This window comes from Gemmatimonadaceae bacterium (assembly GCA_040882285.1).
Classification (GTDB): Bacteria; Gemmatimonadota; Gemmatimonadetes; order Gemmatimonadales; family Gemmatimonadaceae; genus JACDCY01.
Genome location: JBBEBQ010000005.1, coordinates 37,035 through 51,647, shown reverse-complemented (window position 1 = coordinate 51,647; position 14,613 = coordinate 37,035). Strand labels below are relative to the sequence as shown.

Annotated in this window: 18 protein-coding genes; 15 read left to right on the top strand and 3 right to left on the bottom strand. The window is 66.9% G+C overall.

Annotated elements, in window-relative coordinates:
• Nucleotides 1-1,377, top strand: coding sequence for a dicarboxylate/amino acid:cation symporter (locus WEA80_01005; protein ID MEX1185152.1), 1,377 nt, complete (start codon nt 1-3; stop codon nt 1,375-1,377).
• A 108-nt stretch (nt 1,378-1,485) separates the two neighbouring features.
• Here the strand turns inward: WEA80_01005 and WEA80_01000 are convergent, their stop codons facing one another.
• Genes WEA80_01000 through erpA form a run of 3 tightly spaced genes read right to left on the bottom strand, consistent with a single transcriptional unit; the run spans nt 1,486 to nt 4,316 of the window.
• Entirely contained in the window at nt 1,486-2,409 is a 924-nt protein-coding gene (locus WEA80_01000; GenBank protein ID MEX1185151.1) for a BadF/BadG/BcrA/BcrD ATPase family protein, read from the bottom strand.
• Nucleotides 2,406-3,920, bottom strand: coding sequence for a sodium:solute symporter (locus WEA80_00995; protein ID MEX1185150.1), 1,515 nt, complete (start codon nt 3,918-3,920; stop codon nt 2,406-2,408). The genes WEA80_01000 and WEA80_00995 overlap by 4 nt, the downstream gene beginning before the upstream one ends.
• Before the next feature lie 39 nt (nt 3,921-3,959).
• Complete coding sequence (gene erpA, locus WEA80_00990; protein MEX1185149.1) at nt 3,960-4,316, bottom strand: iron-sulfur cluster insertion protein ErpA; 357 nt, start codon at nt 4,314-4,316, stop codon at nt 3,960-3,962.
• A 225-nt stretch (nt 4,317-4,541) separates the two neighbouring features.
• Between erpA and WEA80_00985 the strand changes: the two genes are divergently transcribed.
• The 14 genes from WEA80_00985 to WEA80_00920 all read left to right on the top strand — a co-directional run bounded on the left by WEA80_00985 (nt 4,542) and on the right by WEA80_00920 (nt 14,571).
• Nucleotides 4,542-5,882 carry a DUF1343 domain-containing protein gene (locus WEA80_00985; GenBank protein ID MEX1185148.1) on the top strand — a complete coding sequence of 447 codons (1,341 nt, stop codon included), beginning with the start codon at nt 4,542-4,544 and terminating at the stop codon, nt 5,880-5,882.
• 57 nt (nt 5,883-5,939) lie between these two features.
• The gene (locus WEA80_00980) at nt 5,940-6,275 is read left to right on the top strand and encodes a hypothetical protein (protein ID MEX1185147.1); all 336 of its coding nucleotides are present in this window, start codon (nt 5,940-5,942) and stop codon (nt 6,273-6,275) included.
• Nucleotides 6,276-6,399: 124 nt separating this feature from the next.
• Nucleotides 6,400-7,092 (top strand): CDP-alcohol phosphatidyltransferase family protein, encoded by a 693-nt coding sequence (locus WEA80_00975; protein ID MEX1185146.1) that lies wholly within the window; start codon nt 6,400-6,402, stop codon nt 7,090-7,092.
• An 11-nt stretch (nt 7,093-7,103) separates the two neighbouring features.
• Nucleotides 7,104-8,435 carry an inositol-3-phosphate synthase gene (locus WEA80_00970; GenBank protein ID MEX1185145.1) on the top strand — a complete coding sequence of 444 codons (1,332 nt, stop codon included), beginning with the start codon at nt 7,104-7,106 and terminating at the stop codon, nt 8,433-8,435.
• 113 nt (nt 8,436-8,548) lie between these two features.
• Nucleotides 8,549-8,932, top strand: coding sequence for a hypothetical protein (locus WEA80_00965; protein ID MEX1185144.1), 384 nt, complete (start codon nt 8,549-8,551; stop codon nt 8,930-8,932).
• Nucleotides 8,933-8,941: 9 nt separating this feature from the next.
• On the top strand, nt 8,942-9,235 hold the full coding sequence (locus tag WEA80_00960) for a hypothetical protein (GenBank protein MEX1185143.1): 294 nt from the start codon (nt 8,942-8,944) through the stop codon (nt 9,233-9,235).
• Nucleotides 9,144-9,548, top strand: a complete 405-nt coding sequence (locus WEA80_00955; protein ID MEX1185142.1) for a transketolase C-terminal domain-containing protein — start codon at nt 9,144-9,146, stop codon at nt 9,546-9,548. The genes WEA80_00960 and WEA80_00955 overlap by 92 nt, the downstream gene beginning before the upstream one ends.
• The gene (locus WEA80_00950; GenBank protein MEX1185141.1) at nt 9,548-9,829 is read left to right on the top strand and encodes a hypothetical protein; all 282 of its coding nucleotides are present in this window, start codon (nt 9,548-9,550) and stop codon (nt 9,827-9,829) included. The genes WEA80_00955 and WEA80_00950 overlap by 1 nt, the downstream gene beginning before the upstream one ends.
• Nucleotides 9,830-9,843: 14 nt before the next feature.
• The gene (locus WEA80_00945) at nt 9,844-11,208 is read left to right on the top strand and encodes a dihydrolipoamide acetyltransferase family protein (protein MEX1185140.1); all 1,365 of its coding nucleotides are present in this window, start codon (nt 9,844-9,846) and stop codon (nt 11,206-11,208) included.
• Nucleotides 11,208-11,468, top strand: a complete 261-nt coding sequence (locus tag WEA80_00940; protein MEX1185139.1) for a hypothetical protein — start codon at nt 11,208-11,210, stop codon at nt 11,466-11,468. Before WEA80_00945 ends, WEA80_00940 begins: the two co-directional genes overlap by 1 nt.
• Entirely contained in the window at nt 11,468-11,734 is a 267-nt protein-coding gene (locus WEA80_00935) for a hypothetical protein (GenBank protein MEX1185138.1), read from the top strand. The genes WEA80_00940 and WEA80_00935 overlap by 1 nt, the downstream gene beginning before the upstream one ends.
• A complete protein-coding gene (locus WEA80_00930; GenBank protein ID MEX1185137.1) occupies nt 11,731-12,609 on the top strand; it encodes a PHP domain-containing protein in 879 nt (292 codons plus the stop codon). The genes WEA80_00935 and WEA80_00930 overlap by 4 nt, the downstream gene beginning before the upstream one ends.
• A 4-nt stretch (nt 12,610-12,613) precedes the next feature.
• Complete coding sequence (locus tag WEA80_00925) at nt 12,614-13,363, top strand: SDR family oxidoreductase (protein ID MEX1185136.1); 750 nt, start codon at nt 12,614-12,616, stop codon at nt 13,361-13,363.
• Nucleotides 13,360-14,571, top strand: a complete 1,212-nt coding sequence (locus WEA80_00920) for an FAD-dependent oxidoreductase (protein MEX1185135.1) — start codon at nt 13,360-13,362, stop codon at nt 14,569-14,571. Before WEA80_00925 ends, WEA80_00920 begins: the two co-directional genes overlap by 4 nt.
• Nucleotides 14,572-14,613: the final 42 nt, after the last annotated feature.

Here is a 14,613-nt window from a genome sequence, read left to right as displayed (position 1 = left end):
ATGAGCGAACCGGTCGGCGGCAACGGACGCCGCATGAAGCTGCACACCAAGATCCTGCTGGGCCTGGCGATCGGAGCGGCGTTCGGCGTCGCCGCCAATCTGATGCTCGGCGCGGACCATCCCACCGTCGAGTGGATCAACAAGTATCTCGCGGGACCGATCGGCCAGATCTTCCTGCGGATGCTGTTCATGATCGTCATGCCGCTGGTGTTCGCGTCCATCGCGCTCGGCGTGGCGGGTTTGGGCGACATTCGCAACGTCGGCCGCGTGGGCGGAAAGACGCTGGCGTACTTCCTCGTCACAACGGCGCTGGCCGCGACGCTGGGAATCATTCTGGTCAGCGCGATCCGCCCGGGCAGCCGGCTGGATCCCACCGTTCGCTCGGAGCTGCTCGCCACGTACGCCGGCGACGCGGCGACCAAGGTCGAGGCGTCGCAGGCGGGCGGGTTCGGGATCGAGACGCTGGTGAACATCGTGACCCGCAATCCGCTCAAGTCCGCGGTGGACATGGACATGCTGGGCGTGATCTTCTTCGGGCTGATGTTCGGCGCCGCCCTCACGATGATCAAGCCCGAGAGCGCCAAGCCGATGATGACCTGGCTGCAGGCGATCCAGGACATCGTGATCAAGATCGTGGAGATCGCGATGCGGCTGGCGCCGTACGGCGTCGCCGGCCTGATCTTCGGCGTGACGTCGCGCTTCGGCTTCGCCCTGCTGATTCCGCTCGGCAACTACGTGGGAGTCGTGATCGGCGCGCTGATCCTGCATACGGCCATCACGCTGTCGCTGATAGTCCGGTTCGGCGCGGGACTGTCGCCGCTGGTGTTCTTCTCGCGCATACGCTCGTCCATCGTGACGGCGTTCTCCACGAGCTCGAGCGCGGCGACGCTGCCGACGAACCTCGCCGTGGCCGAGCAGAACCTCGGAATCCCGCGGCACGTCGCGGGCTTCGTGCTCCCGCTGGGCAACACGATGTGCATGAACGGCACGTCGCTGTTCGAGGGGATCACGGTCATCTTCCTGGCGGAGGTGTTCGGGATCACGTTCACGATCCCGCAGATGGCGGTGGTGATGGCCATGTCGGTGATCACGGCCGTGGGCGCGGCGGGGGTGCCGGGCGGGTCGATCCCGCTGCTCGTCGGCATCCTGGCGATGTTCGGCGTGCCCGGCGAGGGGATCGCGCTGGTGCTCGGAATAGACCGGATCCTCGACATGTCGCGGACCACGGTGAACATCATCGGGGACCTGAGCGCGACGTGCGTGATAGCCCGGTCCGAGGGCGTGTGGTCTGCAGCCGACGTCCCGGCGGTGGTCGGGGAGATGGAGCGGGAGGCCAAGCTGGATGAGAGTCCGGACTGGCCGAAACCGGCGGCGTGACAAACGGGGCGCGTTGTGTGTTCACCGTTTTTCCGTTAGGCGTTTTTCCGTTATAACGACCTAACGCACCACGCTCGAACGGGTAACGCTCAACGCGCCCCGTGGTTTTTACGCCCTGACAGATCCCCGCATCGCGAGCTTAACCGCCCCCCTCGCGCCGACAATCGCATCAACATGCACATGAGCCCCCGGCACCGCTGACTTCAGCCGGTGCTCCACCCGCTTCCGCAGTGGCGACCCCTTCTTCATCAGCCCGCCAGCGAACGCCAGCTCGATGTCGGCGCGCTCGTCGCCGAATAGCCGCTGAGCTAGCGCGCGGACGTGGAGCACGAGCTCTTCCGCCGCGAGATCGACGAGCGATTTTGCGCGGGGATCGGTGGCCGCCGTCGAGAAGACGGTCGGTGCGAGCGCCGCGAGCGTCCTGGGGTCGGCGGCCGCGGCCCAGGGAATCAGCTCCTCCGGCTCGTTCAGCTGCGCGGCGGTGAGGATGGCGCCAGTCAGCGCCGTGGGCGGCTCGCGCCCGTCGTGCGCGGCCGCGACGATGCCGAGCGCGCGCCTTCCGATCCACGCACCGCTGCCCTCGTCGCCGAGCTTCGGACCCCAGCCGCCGCAGCGCGCGCGCGCTCCCGTCGGCCCGCGGCCGTGCGCGATCGAGCCCGTGCCGGCGATGAGGATTATCCCCGGGCCGCCGTTGAACGCATCCTCCAGCGCGATCTCCGCGTCCGTCTCGACGATCACGTCCTCGGCGACGTCCAGATCTTCCAGCGCGGCCGCGAGATTCTCGCGCTCGTCCTTCCGTCCTACGCCGGCGACCCCGACCAGCAGCAGCGACAGCGCTCTGTCGCCGTCTCCGATCTTCTCGAGCGCGGCGGCCACGGTGCTAGCGATCACCCGCGCCGACTCCGGCGCGTGTCCCGGGGCAACGGCCGATCCTGGACCCTCGCCCTCGGCCACCACCGAGCCGTCGGCGCGCACGACGATGACGTGCGTCTTCGTCCCGCCGCCATCCACGCCCGCGACCAGCCTGCTCATGGGGCGCGCGGCGCAGGCTCCGCGTGCGTCAGCGACGACAGGATACCGGTGGCCATGGTCACGGTGGTGCCGATGAGCACGTACCAGGGCCACGCGATCGTGGAGAACGACGCGAGCGTTCCGCCGATCCCGGGAAGCAGGGGACCGAGCTGCCGCGAGAAGACGACGAACGTCATGACGATTATTCCAGTGGCCATGCCGAGAATGGCGTCACGCTGAATCGCCCGGCGCCAGAGTATCCCGAGGAAGAACCCGCCCAGCAGCGCGCCGTAGGTGAACGAGGCGATCGAGAGCGCGACGATGACGACCGGCGTGCCCTGCTCGCGATACAGCAGCGATCCCGTGAGCAGCGCGAGACCCCACGCCAGCGAGAACAGCTTGCCGACGCGGAGCGTCGCGGGGTCGTCGGCGCGCCGCTTCGAGAGGGGCAGGTAGAGATCGTGGGTCGTAGCGGCGCCGAGCGAGTTGATCGATCCGGACAGGCTGCTCATGGCGGCCGCGAGAATCGCCGCGATCACCAGCCCGGTCATACCCGGCGGCATGTTCTCGACGATGAAGGTCGGGAAGATCGCGTCGGGCGCGGCGAATTCGCGCGTTCCGAAGAAAGCCCACAGCCCGATCCCGATGGTCAGGAAGAGGGAGAACTGCAGGAACACAGCGATGCCGCTTCCGATGAGCGCCTTACGCGCGTCGCGCAGCGTCGTGGAGGCCAGCAGGCGCTGCACGATCAGCTGATCCGCGCCGTGTGAAGCCATGGACAGAAACGCGCCGCCTATCAAGCCGGCAAAGAGCGTGTGGGGCCGGTCGAAGCCGGTGTACAGATCTATTCCGCGCAGCTTTCCGGCGTCGCCCGCCTGCGCGAAGACCGCGCTCCAGCCGCCGTCCACGCCCTGCCCGATGAGGTACACCGCGCCGATGCCGCCGAGGAGGTACACCACTGTCTGCACAACGTCCGTCCAGACTACGGCGCGCATCCCGCCGTGATACGTGTAGATGAGCGTCAGCACGCCGAGCACGAGGATGGAAACGGGCCGCGTCCAGCCCGCCGGCAACGCCGGACCGATGATGATCGCGATCGGTATCGCCGTGGCGAAGATGCGCACCGAATCACCGAAGCCGCGCGTGACCATGAAGGTGACCGACGCGAACCGCCGCGTGTGCAGGCCGAACCTCCGCTCCAACAGCGTATAGGCGGTGACGAGCTCGCCCTGGTAGTACCGCGGCAGCAGCGTGTACGCGACGATGATCCGTCCGACCAGGTATCCGGCCGCGACCTGGAGGAAGCCGAAGTTCCCGAGGTAAGCGACTCCGGGGATGCTGATGAAAGTCAGCGCGCTGGTCTCGGTGGCGACGACCGAGAAGAGGATCGCCCACCACGGGATCTGCTGGCCGGCGATGAAGTAATCCTTCGCGTCCTTCTGGCCGCGGCCGAGCCAGATGCCGAGCCAGGTGGTGCCGCCGAGATACGCCACCAGCACAAACAGATCGAGGGCGGTGAATGCGCTGGTCAATTCACCGCCCTCGTAAAGTGCACCGTCCGCGCGGCGGAGTTATGCGGAGAAAGAGCTGCCGCAGCCGCAGCCGCCGGTCGCGTTGGGGTTCTTGAAGGTGAAACCGGAGCCCTGCATCGACGACACGTAATCGATCGTGATTCCGCTGAGGTACTGGGCGGAGAAGGGATCGACGAACACGTTGAAGCCATCCTGCTCGAGGACGACATCGTCCTCGGCGCGCTTGTCCTCGATCAGCAGGCTGTACTTGAAGCCGCTGCACCCGCCCGGCTGAACGGACACGCGCAACCCGCCCTCTGCAGGGCTGACGCCTTCGGTTTCTATGAAGCGCTTGACCTCGACCGCCGCGACGGGCGTGATGACGAGCGCGATTTCCGGCTGGGACGAAACGGACATTTAGTTGCCTCCTGGTCTTCGTATCAATCTAAGCAAAGCTATTGGCTATTGGCTATTGGCTATTGGCTGTTGGCTATTGGCTATTGGCTATTGGCTATTGGCTATTGGCTATTGGCTATTGGCTGTTGGCTACCGCTCCTGACCATGAGATCTAGCCGAGGTTCGTCCGGGCAGAGCCAAGAGCCAACAGCCAAGAGCCAACAGCTGCTTTTCAGGGTATTATCCATGGCGCCTTTCACCCTCTTCGACCCCGTACCGCCGATGTCAGTTCCACAGTCAGCCCGTCTGGTCCTCCTGCTCCCGCTCCTGGCCGGGTGCACCGTCACGCACAAGCCGATCGACCCCACCCACGAGCTGGCGCGCGCCAAAGTGATCCCGGGGATCACCGTGCTGCTGCAGGACAGCATCGGCTTGATCAGGGGCAAGCGGGTAGGCGTCATCGCGAACCAGACGTCGATCGACGAGCGCCGGCGGAATCTCGTGGACCTGCTCTCGAGCGACTCGCGCGCGCGGCAAGCGGGCGTGCGGCTGGTCGCCGTTTTCGCTCCGGAGCACGGGATCCGCGGGACCGAGGACAGGACCGACCTCCCCGACTACGTGGATCCGAGAACCGGTGTCCGGATCTACTCGCTGTACCGGGCGACGACGACGGCACCGCCCGACAGTGTGGTCCGGCAGCTCGACGCGATCGTCTTCGACTTGCAGGACGTCGGCACGAGGACCTGGACGTACGTCGGCGCGATGGTGTACGCGATGCGCTCGGCGGCCCGGCACGGGAAGCCCTTCATCGTGCTCGACCGTCCGAACCCGCTGACCGGATTCTACAGCGAGGGCCCGATGCTCGACTCGGCCCTGGCCAACGCCGACACGGCGATGCCCGGCCGGCCGGCGCGGGCGTACGCGCTGCATCCGATGCCGCTGCGGCACGGGCTCACCATGGGCGAGATGGCCTTGTATTACAACCAGGAGCTGGGCATCGGCGCCGACCTGCACGTGGTCCCGATGCGCGGCTGGAGCCGCGACCTGTGGTTCGATAGAACCGATCTGCCGTGGGTGAACCCGTCGCCGGCGATCGTGTCGCTGCAAAGCGCGCTGCTGTATCCGTCGCTGGTGGCATTCGAGCGAACGCGGCTGTCGGTCGGCCGCGGTACCGACGCGCCGTTTCAGCGGTTCGGCGCTCCGTGGATGAAGGTGCGCGAGGTACTCGATCTGCTCGCGCAGCGGCCCATCCGCGGCATCCGGTTCGAGGCGGAGACGTTCGTTCCCCGCGCGCCGACGGACGGGAAGTACGGCGGCGTGCGAGTACCCGGGATCCGCATGTGGATCACGAATCGGAACCAGGTGCAGCCGTCGCGCATCGGCGCCAACGTTCTCTGGGCGCTGGCGCGGACGTCGCCGGACTCGCTGCGCATAGACTCACTGGGGTTCGACCTGCGCTTCGGCGACCCGGACATGCGTCGCGCGCTGGTCAGCGGAGAGGAGGATCCCGACGGCCTGCTGGACCGCGAGCTGGCCAGCGTGTTCGAGTTCAGGGACCGCGCCCGGCCGCACTTCCTGTATCGCTAGGCTCGCGCACGGCTCTTGCACGCCGGGACCGCGTCCCACGACTAAATGGAGGCGCGTGTGCTCAGGATTCTAGCGGCTGTTGCTTTCGCCACCGCGGCCGTAGGCTGCGGTCCGCGGCAGGTGCAGGTCGAGACCGGTACACCGACCACCAACGAGGTCGCGCTCAGGGTGACGAACAACCTGAGTCAGGCGGTGAACGTGTACATAAGCGGGGGCGGGACCACCGACGTCTTCGTGAAGCAGATCGGCGCGAACAGCTCGGAATGGGTGCCGGTCCAGGGTTTCTCGGTCGGCTCCGTGGTGACCCTGCGCGCCCGGACGGTGGATGGGGCCCGGACTTATTCGAAGGACAACGTCGTGCTCGAGAACATGTACGAGTGGCGAGTTCCCTAGCTACGAGTCACAGCGCCCGATACCTTTACGGGTCGGCCCCAGCAGGGCGCCGACCCGTTCTTTTTTGTTCGACCGTCCGAGCGGGTCGTCCGGTGGCGGGCCATCAACTCACGTTCGGAGCGGCATGAGATCATTGTGGGAGGGGATCAAAGAGGGGTATCTGCGACTCCTCGATCCCGTTGCTGGAGCTCTGGCGCGGGCGGGCGTCAGCCCCAACGCGCTGACCACGCTCGGCGCCGTCTTCACGGTCGGGGCGGCGGTCGCGTTCGGCTTCGGCCACATCATGCTCGGCGGCTGGGTGCTCAGCCTCACGGCCCTGTTCGACGTGCTCGACGGGCGCGTCGCCCGGCGCGCCAACCGGGCCACGGTGTTCGGCGCGTTCTACGACTCCACGCTCGACAGAGTCGGCGACGGAGCGTTGATGGCCGGGCTCACGATGTTCTACGCTACGAGCCCGCGCTTTTCCAGCGTTCCGCTGATGGTCGTGTGCCTGGTCGGCATGATCGGGACGTTCATCATCTCCTACACCCGCGCCCGCGCGGAAGCGCTGGGGCTCGACGCCAAGGTCGGATTTCTCCAGCGCCCCGAGCGGTTCGTGCTCCTCTCAGCGCCGCAGGCGCTGTTCGGCCTGGTGCTCGGCGGCAAGGTGCTCGCCGGCATCGTCATCCTGCTGGCCGTCGCGGCCTGGATCACGGCGGTGCAGCGAATACTGTTCGTGCGCACGCTCACGACGACGGAAGAGATTCCGCGGATTCACGTCGTCGGCGAGAACAACACGCCCGTCGGCCAGCAGGCCACGCGGCGCGCTCATTCTTAACACAGGCACGCGTGTCTGATTCGATTCCCGGCAACAACCCGGGCGGCGTCAAGCCGGCCGGAGGCAAGCTCGGCGTACTGACCGTCGGGCTGGGGGCTGTATCCACCACGTTCATGGCCGGCGTGGAGAGCGTACGCCGCGGCCACTCGCGCCCGATCGGCTCGCTGACGCAGATGGCGACGATCCGTCTCGGCAAGCGCACTGAGGCACGCGCGCCGCTGATCAGGGATTTCGTCCCGCTGGCGGAGCTCGACGACCTGGTGTTCGGCGCGTGGGACCCCATCCCGGACGACGCGCTGACCGCGGCGAAAAAGGCGGGCGTCCTCGATGAGCGGGACCTCGCGCCGGTCGCGGAGTTCCTCTCCGCCATCAAGCCGATGCCGGCCGCGTTCGAGACCAAATACGTGGCCAGGATACAGGGGACCAACCTCAAGCAGGGCAAGTCCAAGCGCGATCTCGCCGAGCAGATCCGGCAGGACATCCGTGATTTCATCGCGCGGAACGGGCTGGATCGCGCGGTCATAGTGTGGTGCGCCTCCACCGAGATCTTCATCCTGCCGGGACCTCAGCACGCGACGATCGCCGAGTTCGAAAAGGCGATGGAGCGGAACGACGACGCGATCGCGCCGTCGATGCTGTACGCCTGGGCCGCGATCATGGAGGGCGTGCCGTTCTGCAACGGTGCTCCCAACCTGTGCGTCGACACGCTGGCGCTGATCGATCTCGCGCAGCGGAAGGGAGTTCCCATCTCCGGCAAGGACTTCAAGACCGGCCAGACGTGGCTCAAGACGGTGGTAGCGCCGGCGCTCAAGGCGCGCATGCTGGGCCTCGCCGGGTGGTACTCGACCAACATCCTGGGGAATCGTGACGGCGAGGTGCTGGACGACCCCGCGTCGTTCAAGACCAAGGAGGAGTCCAAGCTGAGCGTGCTGCACACGATCCTGCAGCCCGAGGTCTACCCCGATCTGTACAAGAACTTTTCGCATGTCGTGCGCATCAACTACTACCCCCCTCGCGGCGACAACAAGGAAGGCTGGGACAACATCGACATCTTCGGGTGGATGAACTATCCGATGCAGATCAAGATCAACTTCCTCTGCCGGGACTCGATCCTCGCGGCACCACTCGTGCTGGACCTGGCGTTGCTGTCCGATTTCGCGCAGCGGGCCGGAATGAAGGGAATTCAGGAGTGGCTGTCGTTCTACTACAAGAGCCCGATGGCCGCGCCCGGTCTGCAGCCGGAGCACGACCTGTTCATCCAGCAGACCAAGCTGAAGAACACGCTGCGCCACCTGATGGGCGAGGAGCAGATCACGCACCTGGGATTGGAGTACTACACATGACACGGAGCTATTGGCTATTGGCTATTGGCTCTTGGCCAAAAGCGAAAACCCATCACTGCCTTGCCAACAGCCAACAGCCAACAGCCAATAGCTTTTTGTTGGCGTTCGCCGTGATGGCAGCGCTCGCTTGCGGCCCCAGCCAGCCCATCACCGACATCCGGCAATGGACCGACAATTACACGTATCGCATCTCGGTCGATCCGATGCCGCCGGAGGCGCTCGAGCCGGCGATCTACAAAGTCGTGGTTCGCGACCGCGAGACGAACCAGCCGATCGAGAACGGAGAGGGGCGGATCTTCGCCACCAGCCCGGACGGAGCCAACACCGACGACGGTCTCGCGAAGGGCAAGGAGATCGGCACGTATTACGCGCGGCTGTACTACGTGATCTCGGGCGACTGGGCGATCGCGATTCAATTCCGCAGGGACTCGACCCAGAGACTGGAGCGCGCCGACTGGGTTCAGACGGTGCGGCCTTCCACCAAGCCCGGATACTGACGAGCGAGCATGCGCCACTTCTACCGCACTCAGCTCGCGCCCGACGACGTGCTCGCGGCCGCCGACGATTTTTTCGCCCGCCTCACTCTCGAGCGGACGGTCAACTCGCACCGCGCCCGCTTGTACGTCGGCAACCTGGGAAGCATGAAGCTGAAGGTGGAGAAGGAGGGAGGGCACTACACGTTCGTCGAGGTGTCCACCGATCAGACCGGTGAGAGCCGCCTCGACCGGAACGTCAAGCGGTTCTTCACCGAGCTGCGGCGGACGGCCGACCCCAGGCACAGGCTGCGCGCCGCGTATTGATGGCGACTCGCGCGGGCTGTCGGTGGAGGTGATCGATCTCCGCACGCTGCTCCCGCTCGACGACGACGCCATCGTCGCGACGGTGAAAAAGACGAACCGGATTCTGGTCGTGCACGAGGACACGCGGACTGGAGGGATCGCGGGAGAGATAACGGCCCGGATCAACGAGCTGGCGTTCGAGTGGCTGGACGCCCCGGTGCTCAGAGTTACGGCCGCCGACGTGCCGTTGCCGTACGCTCCGTCGCTGGAGGACTGTGTTCTCCCGCAGACCGCGGATATTGTAAGGGGGATTCGCCGGCTGGCCGCCTACTGATGACCGCCCCGGGCGAGCGCGACGAGTTCCGCTTCGAGCGGTACCTGGGCGTTGGCTGCGTGACCACGATCGGCGGATTTTTCAGCGGCGGCATGATCGCCGTGCTGGTCGCGAAGATTGCCGGCTGGGCGCGCGGGTGCCAGCCGCCGAGCGGACTGCCGGCGTGCGACTGGCACATCTTCATGCTGACGGGGGCGCTGATCGGGATGGTGACGCTCCCCGCCGGGGTGATATGGAAATTGCGCGGGAAGCGGAGGTTCGATGATGAGCCTGGACTCTAAGCGAGGTTGATGACGTGGCCCGTGTTGACGTGATAATGCCTCAGATGGGCGAGTCGATCGTGGAGGGAACCCTCTCCCGGTGGCTCAAGAAAGCCGGCGACGAAGTCAAGCGTGACGAGCCGATCTTCGAGATATCGACCGACAAGGTTGACGCCGAGATTCCGTCTCCCGTCGCGGGAGTGCTGGCGGAGATCCTCGTGAAGGAAGGTGAGACGGTCGCGGTGCAGACCGTCGTGGCGAAGATCGAGACGGAGAAGGGCGCGGCCGTGCCCGCCGCCACGCCGGAGGCGGAGCCCGCGGGTGCCGCTACCGCGGCGGCCAAGGCGTCGCCGACGCAGGCCGACGTGCCGCAGAGCGCCAGCCCGGCGCCGGCCCCCATCAGCGCGCCGCCGGCGCAGAGCGGGACACCGGGTCGGGCTCCGGCCGGCAACGGCTCCTCGTTCGAGGAGCGGGTGCAGACGCGGTCCTCGCCACTCGTGCGCAAGATCGCGGCGGAGCACGGAGTCGATCTCGCCGCGCTGCGCGGGCGGGGCAGCGGGATCGCCGGCCGCGTGACCAAGAAGGACATCCTCGGCTACATCGAGTCCGGCCCGCCGGCGGGAGCGGGAGCCGCCCCCACGATGCACGCGCCCGGCGGCGCGGCGCCGCACGGTCCGGCGGCCACGGCGTGGCCCGGCGACGTCGTCGAGCCGATGAGCAAGATGCGCGCGCTGATCAGCGAGCACATGGGCGTGTCGCGCCGGACCTCGGCGCACGTCACGTCGTTCATGGAGATGGATCTCACGCGGGTGGGGAAGATCCGCGCGAAGAAGAAGGCGGAGTTCAAGGAAGCGACCGGACAGAACCTCACCTACCTGCCGTTCGTGATCGCGAGCGTGGTGGACGGGCTCAAGAAGTTCCCGGTGCTCAACTCGTCGGTCTCGGGCAACAACGTCATCTACCGGAAGCAGTACAACATCGCGATCGCGGTGGCGCTCGACTGGGGGCTCATCGTTCCGGTCATCAAGCGGGCGGACAACCTCTCGATAGCGGGCCTGACGCGCGCGCTCAACGATCTCGCCGCGCGGGCGCGCGCCAAGCGGCTGTCGCCGGAGGAAGTGCAGGACGGGACCTTCACCATCACCAACCCGGGCGTGTACGGCTCGCTCATGGGGACGCCGATCATCAACCAGCCGCAGGTGGCGATCCTCGGCGTCGGCGCGATCGAGAAGCGGCCGAAGGTCATTGAAGGCCCCGACGGCGACGACGTGCTCGCGATCAGAACGTGCGCCTATTTCTCGCTGTCGTTCGACCACCGGATCATTGACGGCGCCGTGGCGGACCAGTTCCTGGCGCACGTGAAGTCGGTGCTGGAGAACTTCAGCGAGGCCGGAGTGTAGTGGCGCGCCTGCTGACGATTCACCGGGCGATCGTCACGGTGGCGGAGCGAAAGCGCTATCTCGAGAAGCTCAAGGCGAGAAAGGCGCACTACTCCGCGGCCGGGTGCAACTTCTGGGTGTTCGAGGAAGTGGCACTCCCGGGCGCGTTCATCGAATTCACCGAATCCACCGAGTCGCAGAAGCTCGCGGACGCGCACGAAGCCGCGCTCGATCCGATTCTCGACGCGGGGCGGATATACAAGGAAGTGGAGCTGAGCTGATGCCAACGAGAAAAATCAGCGTCGACGGAGAGGAGTGGAGCGTGGCTACCTCCGGCTTCGTGACGCAATACGATCAGGACGAATACGGCCTGCTGTTCACCCGCGGCACGGGCGACGCCCGCGCGGTCCGCGTGACGCGCTACTCCCCCCTCGGCGCCCGCTCGCGCGAAGCGTCGTTCGCCGAGCTCTCGGACGAGAAGCTGGTGGAGCTGTTCGAGCAGTCACAGCCGGGGTTCACCTCTCCGGAGGCCGGCTACAGCAGGTGAGCCAGGGCCCGGAGCAGCGGGACGCGGGAGCGGGCCGGTCGGAAATCGATCTTCACCTTCACTCCACCGCGTCGGACGGAATTCTCCCTCCAGCGCAGGTCGTCGAGGCCGCCAACGCCGCGGCTCTCTCCGTGATCGCCTTGACCGATCACGATACGGTCGCCGGTGTGCACGAGGCGCTCGTCGCGGGCGAGCGACTGGGTGTGCGCGTCATCCGCGGCGTCGAGCTCAGCGCGCACGAAGACCAGCGCGGAAGGGAAGTGCACGTGCTCGGACTGCACGTCACCCGCCTGGATGCGCTCGAGGGCGAGCTCACCGAGCTGCGCGACAAGCGGATTGAGCGCGCGCGTCTGATCGTGAGCCGCCTGTGCGAGATCGGAGTTCCGATCAGCCTCGAGGAAGTTCTCCGCCAGTCGAACGGCGGCGCCGTGGGCCGACCGCACATCGCGCGCGCGTTGATTCAATCGGGCGCGGTGGTCGATCAGCGCGAAGCGTTCGACCGCTACCTCGGCCAGGGGCGGGCGGCGTTCGTGCCGAAATCGCTCTTTCTGATCCAGGACGCGATCCGGATAATTCACGAGGCGGGGGGCCTCGCCATCTGGGCGCATCCGTCGCACACGGCCAGGCGCGAGCGCGTGGAGCGGCTCGTCGCGCTCGGACTGGACGGGCTCGAGGTGCGGCATCCGAGTCACAGCCCGGACGTGTCCGCCGGATTGGAGGCGCTGTGCGACTTCCTCGGGCTGGTGCCGAGCGGCGGCTCGGATTGGCACGGCCCGGTGGGTGAGCGCACGCTCGGCGGACAGGTCGTTCCGCGCGAGTGGCTCGAGCGGCAGGAGCGGCTGGTGGCGAGCAGAGTCCCCGCCTCGACCGTGTGACGCAATGGAGCTGACCGGGAAAGTCGCGCTGGTGACCGGCGCGGGACGCAGGGTGGGACGAGCGATCGCGGAAGCGCTCGCGCGTGAAGGCACGCGCACGGCGATCCACTTCAACGAGGCGCGGAGCGGGGCCGACGAGCTGTGCGCGGAGATCCGCGCGCGCGGCGGCGAGGCCGACGTGTTTCAGGCCAACTTGCTGGACGTCGCGGCGTCCGGGCAGCTCGTGGACGAAGTCGTGCGCCGTTTCGGGGGGCTCGACGTCCTGATCAATTCGGCCGCGGTGATGCTGCGCACCCCGTTCGGCGAAGTCAGCGCCGAGGAGTGGGACTCGATGTTCGCGCTGAACCTGCGCGCCCCCTTCTTTCTGTCGCAGGCCGCGGCGCGCGCGATGGGCTGGGGAGGGCCGGAGGAGCGGCAGCGCGACGGCGCGATCATCAACATCGCCGATCTCGCGGCGTACGAGAGCTGGATAGGGTACGTGCCGCACGGGATCAGCAAGGCCGGCATCGTGCGCATGACGAAGTCGCTCGCGAAGGTCCTCGGCCCGCGGATTCGCGTGAACGCGGTGGCCGCCGGAGCGGTGCTGCTGCCGGAAGGGTTCAGCGAAGCCGAGGCGGCGCATCTCGCCGAGACCGCTCCGCTCCGTCGGCTGGGCGACCCGTCCGACGTGTCGGAGGCCGTGCTGTACCTGCTGAGGGCGGAGTTCGTTACGGGAGAAACCCTGATCGTCGACGGCGGACGGCACGCGCGGTGACGGTTGCCGGCGGGCAAGCCGTCGATTTCCTGGTTGTCGGCGGCGGCATCATCGGCGTCAGCTGCGCCGCGGCGCTCAAGCGAAAGTATCCCGACGCGAGGGTTCGCCTGATCGAGAAGGACGCCACTCTCGGGTCCCACGCGAGCGGGCGCAACAGCGGCGTGCTGCACGCCGGGTTCTACTACTCCGACTCGAGTCTCAAGGCGCGGTTCAGCCGCGACGGCTGCCGCCGGTTGACGGAGTACTGCGTGGAGCGCGACCTGCCGATCAATCGCTGCGGCAAGCTCGTGGTTGCGCAATCGGAAGCCGATCATGCCGGGATCGACGAGCTCAAGCGGCGCGCGGAGCACAATGCGGTTCCGGTCGAAGAGGTGGACGAGGCGGGCGCGGCCGAGATCGAGCCGCGCGCCAGGACCGTTGGGCGAGCGCTGTTCTCACCGACGACCGCGTCAGTTCATCCGGGAAAGGTGTTGACCTCGCTCGCGGATGACGCCATGGCAGCGGGAGTGGACATGCTGACCTCCACCGCGTATCGCCGGCGCGTCGGCGACGTGGTGCACACGTCGACGGGGAGCTTCCCGGTGCGGTTCGTGGTCAACGCCGCCGGATTGTACGCCGACAAGATCGCACATGACCACGGGCTCGGACGGCAGTACAGGATTCTGCCGTTCAAGGGCCTGTATCTGTACGGCGACGAGGGAGAGCGGCTGCGAACCAATGTGTATCCTGTGCCCGATCTCGGAAATCCGTTCGCCGGCGTGCACTTCACGGTGCCGGTCGACGGCCGCGTCAAGATCGGCCCGACGGCTACGCCCGCTTTCTGGCGGGAGCAGTACGCGTGGTTCTCCAGGTTTCGCTTCGGCGAGTTCGCGGGGATCGCCGCGCGGGAGGTATCGCTGCTCGCGCGCAACGATTTCGGGTTTCGCGATCTCGCGATCGCCGAGATGCGAAAGTACCGGCGGCCGCGGCTCGTGGCTCTCGCGGCGCGATTGGTACCGGACATACGGCCGGAGCACTATCGCACGTGGGGACCGCCGGGGATCCGGGCCCAGCTGTTCGACGTGGAAAAGCGGCAGCTGGAGATGGATTTCGTGGTCCAGGGGGACGAGCGTTCGCTGCACGTGCTGAACGCGGTATCGCCGGCGTTTACGTGCGCGTTGCCGTTCGCGGATTACCTCGTAGAGCGTGTGACGGAGTTGATTTCTTGAGATCGGCCCGGTCAACGGGCTGACTGGGAGCGGTATATTTCA

Bases quoted from the DNA above. Each gene is read 5' to 3' on its own strand.
- WEA80_01005 (MEX1185152.1), top strand. From the start codon at position 1: ATGAGCGAACCGGTCGGCGGCAACGGACGCCGCATGAAGCTGCACACC.
- WEA80_01000 (MEX1185151.1), bottom strand. From the start codon at position 2,409: ATGAGCAGGCTGGTCGCGGGCGTGGATGGCGGCGGGACGAAGACGCAC.
- erpA (MEX1185149.1), bottom strand. From the start codon at position 4,316: ATGTCCGTTTCGTCCCAGCCGGAAATCGCGCTCGTCATCACGCCCGTC.
- WEA80_00985 (MEX1185148.1), top strand. From the start codon at position 4,542: ATGGCGCCTTTCACCCTCTTCGACCCCGTACCGCCGATGTCAGTTCCA.
- WEA80_00975 (MEX1185146.1), top strand. From the start codon at position 6,400: ATGAGATCATTGTGGGAGGGGATCAAAGAGGGGTATCTGCGACTCCTC.
- WEA80_00965 (MEX1185144.1), top strand. From the start codon at position 8,549: ATGGCAGCGCTCGCTTGCGGCCCCAGCCAGCCCATCACCGACATCCGG.
- WEA80_00960 (MEX1185143.1), top strand. From the start codon at position 8,942: ATGCGCCACTTCTACCGCACTCAGCTCGCGCCCGACGACGTGCTCGCG.
- WEA80_00950 (MEX1185141.1), top strand. From the start codon at position 9,548: ATGACCGCCCCGGGCGAGCGCGACGAGTTCCGCTTCGAGCGGTACCTG.
- WEA80_00935 (MEX1185138.1), top strand. From the start codon at position 11,468: ATGCCAACGAGAAAAATCAGCGTCGACGGAGAGGAGTGGAGCGTGGCT.
- WEA80_00925 (MEX1185136.1), top strand. From the start codon at position 12,614: ATGGAGCTGACCGGGAAAGTCGCGCTGGTGACCGGCGCGGGACGCAGG.